Annotated in this window: 10 protein-coding genes and 1 riboswitch; of the genes, 6 read left to right on the top strand and 4 right to left on the bottom strand. The window is 63.5% G+C overall.

Annotated elements, in window-relative coordinates; all coding sequences use genetic code 11:
- Positions 1-76 precede the first annotated feature (76 nt).
- Together coaBC and FAA86_RS09965 are read left to right on the top strand one after the other, a co-directional pair.
- Positions 77-1,291: a bifunctional phosphopantothenoylcysteine decarboxylase/phosphopantothenate--cysteine ligase CoaBC gene (coaBC, locus tag FAA86_RS09970; RefSeq protein ID WP_136540215.1), complete on the top strand. Its 1,215-nt coding sequence runs from the start codon at positions 77-79 to the stop codon at positions 1,289-1,291.
- Positions 1,288-1,641: an MmcQ/YjbR family DNA-binding protein gene (locus FAA86_RS09965; protein ID WP_136540213.1), complete on the top strand. Its 354-nt coding sequence runs from the start codon at positions 1,288-1,290 to the stop codon at positions 1,639-1,641. The genes coaBC and FAA86_RS09965 overlap by 4 nt, the downstream gene beginning before the upstream one ends.
- 10 nt (positions 1,642-1,651) lie before the next feature.
- On the opposite strand, the gene FAA86_RS09960 is transcribed toward FAA86_RS09965, so the two are convergent.
- Positions 1,652-2,479, bottom strand: coding sequence for a class II glutamine amidotransferase (locus FAA86_RS09960; protein WP_136540211.1), 828 nt, complete (start codon positions 2,477-2,479; stop codon positions 1,652-1,654).
- A 242-nt stretch (positions 2,480-2,721) separates the two neighbouring features.
- On the opposite strand from FAA86_RS09960, the gene FAA86_RS09955 reads away from it, so the two are divergent.
- Positions 2,722-3,633: a pirin family protein gene (locus FAA86_RS09955; RefSeq protein ID WP_136540209.1), complete on the top strand. Its 912-nt coding sequence runs from the start codon at positions 2,722-2,724 to the stop codon at positions 3,631-3,633.
- 68 nt (positions 3,634-3,701) lie between these two features.
- Positions 3,702-4,097 (top strand): GFA family protein, encoded by a 396-nt coding sequence (locus FAA86_RS09950; RefSeq protein ID WP_136540207.1) that lies wholly within the window; start codon positions 3,702-3,704, stop codon positions 4,095-4,097.
- A 4-nt stretch (positions 4,098-4,101) separates the two neighbouring features.
- Here the strand turns inward: FAA86_RS09950 and thiD are convergent, their stop codons facing one another.
- Complete coding sequence (gene thiD / locus FAA86_RS09945; RefSeq protein ID WP_136540205.1) at positions 4,102-4,929, bottom strand: bifunctional hydroxymethylpyrimidine kinase/phosphomethylpyrimidine kinase; 828 nt, start codon at positions 4,927-4,929, stop codon at positions 4,102-4,104.
- Positions 4,930-4,982: 53 nt separating this feature from the next.
- Positions 4,983-5,079, bottom strand: a riboswitch (TPP riboswitch).
- Between the two features lie 118 nt (positions 5,080-5,197).
- Here thiD and FAA86_RS09940 point away from each other — a divergent pair.
- Positions 5,198-5,872, top strand: a complete 675-nt coding sequence (locus FAA86_RS09940) for an HAD-IA family hydrolase (RefSeq protein WP_136540203.1) — start codon at positions 5,198-5,200, stop codon at positions 5,870-5,872.
- A 45-nt stretch (positions 5,873-5,917) separates the two neighbouring features.
- On the opposite strand, the gene FAA86_RS09935 is transcribed toward FAA86_RS09940, so the two are convergent.
- Both FAA86_RS09935 and FAA86_RS09930 read right to left on the bottom strand, forming a co-directional pair.
- Positions 5,918-9,616: an autotransporter domain-containing protein gene (locus FAA86_RS09935; protein WP_136540200.1), complete on the bottom strand. Its 3,699-nt coding sequence runs from the start codon at positions 9,614-9,616 to the stop codon at positions 5,918-5,920.
- Between the two features lie 167 nt (positions 9,617-9,783).
- Positions 9,784-11,367: a peptide chain release factor 3 gene (locus FAA86_RS09930; protein ID WP_136540198.1), complete on the bottom strand. Its 1,584-nt coding sequence runs from the start codon at positions 11,365-11,367 to the stop codon at positions 9,784-9,786.
- Between the two features lie 88 nt (positions 11,368-11,455).
- Here FAA86_RS09930 and dut point away from each other — a divergent pair, with 88 nt between their 5' ends.
- On the top strand, positions 11,456-11,932 hold the full coding sequence (gene dut, locus FAA86_RS09925; protein WP_136540196.1) for a dUTP diphosphatase: 477 nt from the start codon (positions 11,456-11,458) through the stop codon (positions 11,930-11,932).
- Positions 11,933-11,934 lie beyond the last annotated feature (2 nt).

Raw genomic sequence — 11,934 nt, 5'->3', positions numbered from 1 at the left:
ACTCCGGCGGCCAAGGTGTTGCCCTGTGCCGGATTTGCGCTAGGGTCGCCCCGACAGAGATGAAGGGTTTGCCGTCATGACCTTGGCCGGAAAGCGCATTTTGCTTGTGATCGCGGGTGGTATTGCCGCCTACAAGAGCCTGGACCTGATCCGCAGGCTCCGGGAACGCGGTGCGAGCGTGCGTCCGATCATGACCCGCGGCGCGCAGGAATTCATCACGCCGCTCGCCGTCGGTGCTCTCTCCGCCTCCCATGTCTATACCGAACTCTTCTCGCGGGAAGACGAGCAGGATGTCGGCCATATCCGGCTGGCGCGCGAATGCGATCTCGTGCTCGTTGCCCCCGCAACCGCGGACCTGATGGCCAAGATGGCAAACGGGCTGGCCGACGATCTTGCGTCGACCGTGCTGCTGGCGACCGACCGGCCCGTGCTGGTCACGCCCGCCATGAACCCGAAGATGTGGGCGCATCCGGCCACCCAGCGGAATGTTGCCGTGCTTCAGGGCGACGGGATCCAGATGATCGGCCCGATGGAGGGCGAGATGGCCGAAAGCGGCGAACGCGGCCGCGGACGCATGGCCGAGCCGCTGGATATCGTCGCCGGTGTCGAAGACCTGTTGTCCGGGCCGAAGCCGCTCGCGGGCATGACGGCCGTCGTGACATCGGGCCCGACCCATGAACCGATCGATCCCGTGCGCTACATCGCCAACCGCTCGTCGGGCAAGCAGGGTCATGCGATCGCCGCAGCCCTTGCCCGCCTCGGCGCGGAGGTGACGCTGGTTTCCGGGCCCGTCACGATCCCCGATCCTGCAGGAGTTCGGACACTGCATGTGGAGCGAGCCGAGGAGATGCGCGATGCCGTGCTTGGCGCCCTCCCCGCCGATATCGCCGTGATGGTCGCGGCCGTCGCCGACTGGCGTGTGGCATCCTCTGCCGGTCAGAAGATCAAGAAGCAGCCGGGCGAGGCTCCGCCGCCGCTCGAGCTTGCCGAGAACCCCGACATCCTGAAGACCGTCGGACACCATGCGCAGCGTCCGCGTCTCGTTGTCGGCTTTGCTGCAGAAACACAGAATGTCGAGGAGAACGGCCGCTCCAAACTCGAGCGCAAGGGCGCCGACCTGATCGTCGCCAATGACGTCTCGCCGGAAACCGGGATCATGGGTGGCGACCGCAATCGCGTGAAACTCATCTCCCGCGACGGTGTGGAAGGCTGGCCGGATCTTTCCAAGGACGAGGTCGCAGAACGGCTGGCACTCTGGATCGCGACCCAGATCGGCGGGACCGGGGCATGAGCCTGTTTTCCCGTTCGGGTTTCGAAACCTTCGTTCACGCCCTCGCCGGCACCAGCTTGGTCGACCAATGGGAGAGCCGCGTCGCCAAGGTCGGAGAAAAGGTCTTCGCGCTTCTAACCGACGGCGAGAACCGCCTTGCCTTCAAGGTCAGCGAGGAGAGCTTCGAGATCCTGACCGCATTGGAAGGCATCTCGCAGGCACCCTATTTTGCCAAACGCAAATGGGTGACGGTTGAGCCCGGGAGCGAGCTCAGCGATGCGGAGCTCCGCAACTATCTCACCCGATCCTACCGCACAGTCAGCGCATCGCTGACGCGCAAGCTGCGCAGCGAACTCGGCATCGTCGACTGAGGCTTGAGGGTCAAGCCGTCGCCAGCGCCGGCCGGCGGGCCTGGTCGACCCGGGTGCGTTCGGCCTCGGGCTTGAATTCGACAGCATCCAGCCCGTTCTCGCTTAGGATCACGGCACTGCCGGCGGGGATCTCCACCCAGGTATCCGTCTCGTCATTCAACGGTTCCGACACGAGACAGAAGCTGCCCTTCGGGCCCATGGGTGCTGCAAACAGCGTCGGGGCATGCTCGTCGGTGGAATAGCGGACCGCGTAGAGCGTCTTGCCGTCGGAGAAGGCCGCGGTCATGCGGATGCGGGCGGTGCCCGTCAGATGCAGGCTGATCTGCTCCACGAAGCCCACGGCCTCGCTCATCGCCGCAATCGGACGGTCCCTCAGGCCGAACTGAAGCGCGAGGAGGAAAAGCAGTTCGCTGTCGGTCGTGCCGACACGCGCATGGAAATGCTCGTCGTCCAGCATGCCTTCCATCGGCCGGCGGATGCGGTCGAAATTGTCGATCTGGCCATTGTGCATGAAGGACCAGGTGCCCTGCACGAAGGGATGGCAGTTGTCGCGACGGGTCGCGCCATGGGTCGCGGCGCGGACATGCGCGAGGAAGAGAGGCGAGCGGATCTGGCTTGCAAGGCTCTTCAGATTGCAGTCCGACCAGGCGGGGAGCACGTCGCGGAAGCGGCCGGGTTCGGGGCGATCGCCGTACCAAGCTAGGCCGAAGCCGTCACCGTTGGTGGCCGTCTTGGCGCGGGTGGCGCAATGGGATTGTTCGATCAGGGAATGCGCAGGAGAGGTGACGAGCTCCTCGAGGAAGATAGGAACACCACGATAAGCCGCCCAACGACACATTTGAATTCTGCCCCAGGTCCATCGAACCGACTGCGCATGCCGTCCACTCTTGGCGCGATAGACTAATGATTTGCAAACATGCCGCCATTCATGACAAATTTTTGTCGTGCAGCGCAACATGCTTCCTGCTGTCGAATGGCGCAAAAGTGAACACTGCGTTCTGACGGGCATACCTGCGCCGAAGGCGGCGCTCGCATATATTGCCGGACAATTCAGCCATCATTCTCCGAGGAGATGCATCGATGTCCATTCGTCCCGTCAAGCATGAAAGCCGCGCCACGCCGACCATGGAGGGGGCCGGCGTCAAACTGCACCGCGTCTTCGGCTTCGGCGATCCCTCGATGACCGACCCCTTCCTGATGATGGACGATTTCCGCAACGACACGCCGAGCGACTATGTACGCGGTTTTCCCTGGCATCCGCATCGCGGCATCGAGACCATCACCTATGTGCTGGCCGGAACTGTCGAGCATGGCGACAGCCTGGGCAATCAGGGCATGCTGGGTGCCGGCGACCTGCAATGGATGACGGCCGGCAGCGGCATCCTTCACCAGGAAATGCCGAAGGGCGATTTCGCCGGTCGGATGCACGGCTTCCAGCTCTGGGCCAACCTGCCCTCCTCGCTGAAGATGACCAAACCCCGCTACCAGGACATCAAGTCCGGCGACATCCCCGTCGTCATCGACGATGACGGCACCTCGGTGCGGGTCATCTGTGGCGACTTCTGGGGCAAGAGCGGACCGGTGGACGGCATTGCCGCCGAACCCGTCTATCTCGACATTTCCGTGCCGCCGGGCAAGCGCAAGACCTTCCCGGTCGACACCTATCGCTTGGCCTTCGCCTATATCTTCGCCGGCTCCGGCTCGTTCCGCGATGCCTCCAAGCCCTTCGGCGTGAAGGTGGAGAAGGAGTATATGGGTGAGGAGCTCAATATCCGCGACCTATCCGGCAACCGCACGCTGGTCGTTTTCGACACCGGCGACGAGATTACCGTGCAGGCCGGCGAACAGGGCATCCGCTTCCTGCTGGTCACCGGCAAGCCGATCAAGGAGCCGGTCGCCTGGCACGGGCCGATCGTCATGAACACCCGCGAGGAACTGATGCAGGCGATGAAAGAGCTGCAGAACGGAACCTTTATCAAGGCCGATCATTAACCCCTGCAGTCAAGTTCACCTTGCCCGGCGGCACTCCACCGCCGGGTTTTCTTTTTCCAGAGGGTGCGATGCGGGTCACAGGGGCATGCCAGTGCGGCGCCATCCGCTATGAAGCCGAGGTCGATCCACAGGCCGTCGGCATCTGCCACTGCACCGATTGCCAGAGGCTGACTGGTTCGGCCTATCGCGTGACCGCCCCGGCAATTTCCAACAGTTTCCAGTTCACCTCAGGTGTCCCGCGTCGCTACCGGAAGATTGGCGACAGCGGACAGCCGAGCGACCAATTCTTCTGCGGCGACTGCGGCTCGCCGCTCTGGCGCGAAAGTTCGGACGGAGAGATCGGCATCCGGCTGGGCACCATCGACCAGCGACGCGAACTGAAGCCGCACCACCAGTCCTGGCTGGGCTCCGCCCTGCCCTCCTTCCTCGATATCCGCGACCTCGAACGTCACGAAGGCAGCTGAGCCCTCAGCGCCTGTTCTCGTCTGACCATAGTGCGTGGAGATGGTGCACAGGCCCGTGTCCAGATCCGACCGAGAGACGGCCGGAAGCCGCAACCGCCTCTGCCAGCCAGGTCTTGGCCTGACGGACGGCATCCTGGAGGCTCCGCCCCTTTGCAAGTTCTGCCGCCAGCGCGCTCGACAAAGAACAACCGGTCCCGTGGGTGTTGCGTGTTTGAAAGCGGGCGGCCTCGAACCAGCGCACCTCTCCTTCCGACACCAGCACATCGGGGCTTTCGGCACCCGGAAGGTGCCCCCCCTTCACCAGCACCGCCTTCGGCCCGAGCGCTGAGAGCCGGATGGCCTGCGCTTCCATGACCGTGCGCTCGCAGGCCTCAGGCTCGCCGAGCAGAGCCGCCGCTTCAGGCAGGTTGGGGGTCAGAAGGGTGGCGAGTGGGAGCAGTTTGCTCTTCAGCGCCTCGACCGCAGCCGGATCGAGCAGCGGTGCTCCGCCCTTGGCGATCATCACGGGATCGAGAACCACGGGAATGCCGCGATGCGGCTCCAACGCCTCCGCCACCGCAGACGCAATGCCGGCATTGGCGATCATGCCGATCTTCACCGCATCCACCCTGACATCGGCAAAGACCATGCGGATCTGCTCGACGACGAAGTCCGGTTCGAGCGGCACGACGGCAGAGACACCTTGCGTGTTTTGCGCCGTGAGCGCGGTCAAGGCTGCCATGCCGTAACATCCACGCGCCGAGAAGGCCTTGAGATCGGCCTGAATGCCCGCCCCTCCTGAGGGATCGGAGCCGGCAATGCTAAGTACGTTGCGGATTGTCGATGATGTCATCTCTGCTTCTCCCCGATGGCGGAGAAGCGACGGGTGAGACGCGGAAAGCCCGACGCAGCACCTGAGCGACTCCCTCCGCCAGCATGATCTGGTTCAGGTTCAAAGGGTGCTTCTCAGCCCGGCTTCCGCCGGACGCCCCTGTCTCTTCGTCGGGAGATTATTCGACCGCGCGGAGCCTGTCACCTGCATTGCCCGGATTAAGTGTTTGCCGCCGCTCTCCGGAGCGGGTACGGGAGCCTATTGCCAGATCGATCACAGGACCCCTCCCTTGCATCACTCCCCCGACCGGCTTTTCGACCGCTTCTATGACGGTTTCCTCTTCGACATGGACGGCACACTTCTCAACTCCATCGCTGCCGCCGAGCGGGTCTGGAGCCGCTGGGCGCTGAAACACGGGCTCGATCTTGAAACCTTTCTTCCGACCATGCATGGCAAGCGCGGGATCGACACGATCAGCGCGCTGAACCTTCCCGGTATCGACGTGGTAAAAGAGGCGCTTGAAGTCGAACGCGGCGAGATCGAGGACCTGGACGGCATCGTGCCGATCCCAGGGGCCATCGCCTTTCTCGAAAGCCTGCCCGCAGACCGCTGGGCCATCGTCACCTCGGCCCCGACGGCTCTGGCGCGCGCCCGCATCGGCGCAGCCGGCCTGCCCCAGCCACGGCAGATCGTGACGGCGGAAGACGTGAAGATCGGCAAGCCCGACCCCGCCGGCTACCGCCTCGGCGCTGAACGGCTCGGCTTTGCCCCCTCGCGCTGTCTGGTGTTCGAGGATGTGCTTGCCGGTGTGCAGGCCGGCGAAGCCGCCGGCGCCGATGTCGCGGTTATCACGGCGACCCACGCCCATCCGCTCGAGACATCGCATCCGACCATCGCGACCTATGAGCGCCTGACAGTGACGTTCGCTCCATCGCAGGGGTTGCGGATCTCTGCCGCAGGTTGACGTGACGAAGCGCGGCTCGTCAGGCCGCCTGGCGCCACAGCCCTGTCAGAACTGCTTCTGGAAGTTCAACTTGAGTGACTGGGCATTGCCGCGATTGCTGTAATTGCCATCGAAACCGATACCCACGGTCGCCATGGTGCCGATCGGCATGTCGATCCCGGCTTGCAGGACGAGGCTGTTTTCGGCAGCCGTCTTGCTGGAGGTGACGAAATCGCTGCCCCCGGCAAAGGACAGGGTCGATGCTGTCTCCGTATCGCCGAAGGCATGCTGCCATCCGGCCGCCCCACGAACGGTCGCGCTCACCCCGGCAAGCGCCAGTTCTGTCGCTGCTCTGAGGCCGAGATTGGTGAAGGTGAGGTTCATGTCACTTGCCTGGCGTGACAGGGAGGCCGCACCTCCCTCTTCCGTAAAGGCCGGCGTGTGCATATGGACCTGCGCCAGGTTGACGAAGGGCTCCAGCCGCACGTCCCGGATCTTGATCTCATAGCCGAGTTCCGCGAAGGCCTGCACCGTGTTGGTACCGTAATCGGCCGAAAGCTGATCGGAGAAGCCGCCGAAATCGACCGTACGTTCCGTCGAGACCTGCTGATGCTTGTAGAGCGCGCCGAAGCGCAGGGCGAGCGGCCCCCACTGATTGCCGCCATAGATGCCGATATCGAAATCGTCACTATCCCCGCTGGAAAGACCGTCGCTCAGCTCGAACGAGGCGGCGCCGTAACCGCCGAGAACACCCAGCCTCCAGCTCGTATCTCCCAGTGTCGTATCGATGCCGAAGGCGATGCCACCGATCGAATTGGAGAGATCGGCATCGCCATTTTCTCCGAAGCTCTTGCCCCAGCCGCCATAGGCTTCCGCCCAGGCGACGGGGCCGTTGTTTTCAGGCGTCGCGAGGATCGATTCTGCCGCCAGTTCGGCCGGCGTCTTCGCCTTCTCCTCGCCGTAAGCCAGCGCGCTCGAACTGCCGCTCCCGAGGGAGACGACATTGCTCTGGCCGGCCCCGACAGAGCCGAAGGCCGAGCGCATGCGATTGCCACCCAGGCTCCGGATCAGCCCGGAATTCTCGAGGCTGGCGCTCATGCTCTGGCCATAGACTTCACCGGAGAGCTGCTGGAAGGCTGTTGCGGCCATCTCATCGTCGAGGACAACGATCGCGTCGTAGACCGCATTGCCGGAGCCGAGGCTTTCGACCGCGCCTGCCGTGGCCGACTGGTTCGTGGACTGCGCAACATCCGCAAAATCGGTCGCGTTGCGGGTCAACGTCAACGTCGCATCATTGGTGTCGTAGCTCAGCGCGGCATCAAGAAAGCTGTAATCCGTATCGACCGTGTCGAAGGTCCCCGTGAGGCCACCATCGGCGGTGAGGATGACATAGGACTGGTTGGCCGCGTAACCGCTGGAGGGGCCGACATGCAGCACCGTGCCGCCGTTGAGGGTTGCCGTGCCTGTGGCATGCAGGAGATCGCTCGCACCGGTCGTGGTGTTGACGTCGACCTCGTAGGTCGCGCCCGCGTCAAAAACCAGATTGCCGTCGACCGTCAGGGTCCCAACGCCGGAACCGCCGGGGGTTACAGTGGAACCGCTGGAGAGGGTGGTCGCCCCGACCGTTCCCTTCCCGCTTAGCGTTCCCCAGCCGGAGACGGTGAGGATGCCGCCAAGCGTGGCGTTGTCCAGATGAAGCGTTCCGCCGGTGATGCTGGTGGTTCCCGTGAACGCGCTGCCATTGCCTGCGTAGACCACCCGGCCATTGGCCACGGCGATCTCACCTGAACCGTCAATCAGCGAATCGAAGGTGACGTCGCTTCCTCCGAAGTTGAAGACGAGGGTGCCATCGCCATCCCCAAAATGGATCTCTTCCGCATCGAAGCCGGCGCTCCCGCCCGCGGTCTGACCGAGGGCTGCGCCGATGATGAACGTGCCGATGGAATCCGCCTCGTTGGCAATGGTGATTTCGTCAGCAGAGACGTAGCCGCCACCCGTGACGATGAGTGTGCCCGTTCCTTCGTTGCCGACATAGAGGCCGCCGGTCGTGATCCAGGTCGAACCATTGCCGGACACCGTGGCGGTGCCTATCGATCCGGCTTCATTGCCGATGAGACTGCGCGCTGCGGTCACATCGCCGCCAAGGGCGATGGTCAGCGCGCCATCTCCGAAACGGCCAACATTCAGGTCGCTGGAAACGTCCCAGAGAGAGCCGTCGCCGGTGACGAGCATCTCGCCATCCGCTCCTGCCAGATTGCCGAGAATGCCCTGTAGGTTCTCAATCAGACCGCCTGCGGAAATCGTTACGGAGCCTTCAGCGCCAGCGTTATGCCCGACGAGGAAGTCGCCGCTCATGATCCAGCTCGAGCCGGTACCGTTGACGGTGGCCTCGGCGTCCGAGCCATTTTCCGTGCCGACATAGCCGTCGGTGCTGGTCAGATCGCCGCCTGCGAGAAGCTGGAGCGTTCCGTCGCCGAGGTTGCCGACGTAGAAGACACCAGTGTTTTCCCAGAGACTGCCATCGCCGGAGATCGTCACGAGACCGGATCCGGAGGCTTCGTGCCCGACAAGGCCGCCAGCCGAACTGATCTTGCCGCCATTGGTGATGATGACCGTGCCTTCACCCAGCCCGCCAACACTGACGCGGTCGGAGAGGTCCCAGAGCGAGCCTGTCCCGTCGACATTGACCGTACCCTCAGACCCTGTGCTGTCGCCCAGGACTGCTGATGTGCCGCTGACGATCGCGCCGGCGAGGATATCCAGGGTTCCGTTGCCTGCGAGCGAACTCGACATGTCGGAGCGGTCGCCGCCGATGAGCAAGGCGCCGGTGGTCCAGGTCGAACCGCTGCCACTGACCGTGACCGATGAAGTGGAATGGCGACCGATGACCGCATTGCCGTTCGACACCGTCGCAGACTCGCCGATTTCCAGCGTCGAATCGCCAAACGAGCCGACGAAAAGCTCGCCCGTGTTGACCCAGCTTGTCCCAGACCCGGTGACCGTGACGCTGCTGCCGGAGGAACCTGCGCCATTGCCGATATAGGCTGCCGTTCCGGAGACATCCGCGCCTTCCTTGATCAGCAAGGTACCGACGCCACCCCCGCCGATGGTCAGTGCATCAGACAGCGTCCACTGCGAGACCGTTGCGACCGTGGCGCTGCCGGACGATCCGATCCCGTCTGCAATGATGGTTCGCCCGGTGATTGCGGTTGCGTCCTGCTCCAGCGTGAACGAGCCACTGCCGCCGTATCCGATATAGAATGCATCGGCCTCGAAGCGGCTCTGGTTCGAGACGTTCAGCGTGCCCTCGCCTGTCGTTCCAGCGCCGAGATAAACCACGCCGCCAAGAAATTCGCCCTGCGTCAGCACGTTGACGGTGCCGTCGCCATCATTGCCGATATAGGTCGAACTGGTGTTCGTCCATTTCCCGAGGTTGCCGGTGACCGTGATCATGCCGATCGACCCATCGCTGTAGGCGACAGTCGCATTTGTGGTCGAGAGTTCACGCCAGACGGTCAGGCCGCCATCCGTTCCGCTGCCGGTTCCGACGAAAAGATCGGCAGCTGCGCCATCTTCGCCATCGAGCACCACACCGGTCTGACTGATGCGCGCATCATCGGAGGCCGTCGGGGCACCGGAGCCCCATTCCCAGTTGCTGTCCGTGAACCAGTCGCTCGAGGTGGCGCCGGTCCAATTGACCGAGCCGGCCTGAGCGGGACCCGCCAGCAGTGGCAGGATGCTGACCGACTTCAAAAGTGCCCGCAAGCGGGTTTCACGAGAAAATGCCTTGAACAAAACGCCCCGGTCGCAACGACCGCCCACACAAGATTAACAGTTGTGCGGACAGTATCACGCCGAGGCTGAGATCAAAGGTCACTATCCGGTCAAAAAACGCAGGTATTCGGACCAGTTCTGGGCAGATCAAAGAACAATCACGCCGCCTTGGCGACGTGATATTCCTTGATGGCGGCCATCTTGATTGCCGGATAACGCTCGGCTTCGTAGCGCAGCGAGAACTGGTCCTGCGCCATGAAGACCGGATCGCCGTCTAGATCGCGGCAGATGTCGCCACGGCGCTGGGTCATGAACTTTTCCAGATCATCCCTGTTATCGGCGGAAATCCAGCGGCAGACGGAGAAGCGCGACATTTCGAAGGAGACCGGCAGGCCGTATTCGGCCGAGAGCCGCTCCTTCAAGACATCGAGCTGCAGCGCGCCGACGACGCCGACGATGGCGGGCGAGCCGTCTTCCGGCGAGAACAGCTGCACGACGCCTTCTTCCGCCATCTGCTGCAGGGCTTCCTTCAGCTTCTTCGCCTTCATCGCATCTTCGAGACGCACGCGGCGGAGGATTTCCGGCGAGAAGTTCGGTACGCCCTGGAAGACGAGGTTTTCGCCTTCGGTCAGCGTGTCGCCGATCCTGAGCGTCCCGTGGTTCGGAATGCCGACGACATCGCCGGCAAAGGCCGTGTCCGCCAGCTGGCGCTGCGAGGCGAAGAAGAACTGAGGCGCCGTGAGGCCCATCTGCTTGCCGGTGCGGGCAAGGCGCGCCTTCATGCCGCGCTCCAGCTTGCCGGAGCAGATGCGGGCAAAGGCGATGCGGTCGCGGTGGTTGGGGTCCATGTTGGCCTGGATCTTGAAGACGAAGGCCGTCATCTTTTCTTCCGCCGCATGCACGGTGCGGGTATCGGCCACCTGGTCGCGCGGCGGCGGCGCATAGGCACCGAGCGCGTTGATGAGGTCGCGCACACCGAAGTTGCGCAGTGCAGAGCCGAAGAAGACCGGCGTCAGATGACCTTCGAGGAAGCTCTGGCGGTCGAAGGGGCGGCAGGCTTCGCGGGCGAGTTCCAGCTCGTCGATGAAAGCCTGGCGTTCGTTTTCAGGCAAGTTCTCGGCCACGCTTTGCGGGCCGTTGACCTTCAAGGGTTCGACCTGGGCATCGCCGCCGCGATAGGTGTTGTTGGCGAGATGGTAGGAGCCGCAGAAGGTCTTGGAGCGACCGACCGGCCAGGTGATCGGCGCCGTGTCGAGCGCGAGCTTTTCTTCCACTTCGTCGAGGATCTCGAACGGATCGCGGCTTTCGCGGTCCATCTTGTTGACGAAGGTGATGATCGGGATGTCGCGCATGCGGCAGACTTCGAAGAGCTTCAGCGTGCGCGGCTCGATACCCTTGGCGGCGTCGATCACCATGACGGCCGCGTCGACGGCGGTCAGCGTGCGATAAGTGTCGTCGGCGAAGTCTTCGTGGCCGGGCGTGTCGAGAATGTTGAAGACATTGCCTTCATATTCGAAGGTCATCACGGACGTCACGACCGAGATGCCACGCTCGCGCTCGATCTTCATCCAGTCCGACCGGGTCTGGATGCGATCCTTCTTCGCCTTAACTTCACCGGCAAGCTGGATGGCGCCGCCGAACAGCAGCAGCTTTTCGGTCAGCGTCGTCTTACCCGCGTCCGGGTGGGCGATAATAGCAAAGGTGCGGCGGCGGGAGACCGCCTCGGCGAGCGTTTCAGCCATATCTCTGGAATTCCTTGTGGTCGGGCGGTTATCTAGCGTTTCGACGGCCAATATGCAATTGAGCGCGGGCAACAAAGGATTTCTGCCCATGTCCGCCATCCGTTCCGACGTCCTCGGCCCCGTGCTCAACCTCAAGCGCCTGCAGCATGGCGAAGGGCTTGAGCTTCCCGCCTACGAGACGGCAGGGGCGGCCGGGATGGATCTCAGAGCCGCGGTCACCGACGGGGAACCGATGACGCTTGCGCCGGGTGCGAGGGCGCTGGTGCCCACCGGCTTCATCATGGAAATCCCTGAGGGCTTCGAAGCTCAGATACGCCCACGCTCGGGCCTCGCCTTCAAGAACGGCGTCACCTGCCTCAATACACCCGGCACCATCGACAGCGACTATCGCGGCGAGGTGAAGGTGCTGCTGATCAATCTCGGCCAGGAAGATTTCATCATCACCCGTGGCATGCGGATCGCCCAGATGGTGATCGCACCGGTGACGCAGGTGCGGGTCACCGAGGTGACCGAGACGAGCGACACGGCGCGCGGCGCCAGCGGGTTCGGATCGACGGGGGTTTGAGG

Source organism: Rhizobium rosettiformans W3 (assembly GCF_004912135.1).
Lineage (GTDB): Bacteria > Pseudomonadota > Alphaproteobacteria > Rhizobiales > Rhizobiaceae > Allorhizobium > Allorhizobium rosettiformans.
Note: the sequence above shows the minus strand (reverse complement) of the source record. Positions and strands in the feature narration are given on the sequence as shown.

Bases quoted from the DNA above. Each gene is read 5' to 3' on its own strand.
- coaBC (WP_136540215.1), top strand. From the start codon at position 77: ATGACCTTGGCCGGAAAGCGCATTTTGCTTGTGATCGCGGGTGGTATT.
- FAA86_RS09965 (WP_136540213.1), top strand. From the start codon at position 1,288: ATGAGCCTGTTTTCCCGTTCGGGTTTCGAAACCTTCGTTCACGCCCTC.
- FAA86_RS09960 (WP_136540211.1), bottom strand. From the start codon at position 2,479: ATGTGTCGTTGGGCGGCTTATCGTGGTGTTCCTATCTTCCTCGAGGAG.
- FAA86_RS09955 (WP_136540209.1), top strand. From the start codon at position 2,722: ATGTCCATTCGTCCCGTCAAGCATGAAAGCCGCGCCACGCCGACCATG.
- FAA86_RS09950 (WP_136540207.1), top strand. From the start codon at position 3,702: ATGCGGGTCACAGGGGCATGCCAGTGCGGCGCCATCCGCTATGAAGCC.
- thiD (WP_136540205.1), bottom strand. From the start codon at position 4,929: ATGACATCATCGACAATCCGCAACGTACTTAGCATTGCCGGCTCCGAT.
- FAA86_RS09930 (WP_136540198.1), bottom strand. From the start codon at position 11,367: ATGGCTGAAACGCTCGCCGAGGCGGTCTCCCGCCGCCGCACCTTTGCT.
- dut (WP_136540196.1), top strand. From the start codon at position 11,456: ATGTCCGCCATCCGTTCCGACGTCCTCGGCCCCGTGCTCAACCTCAAG.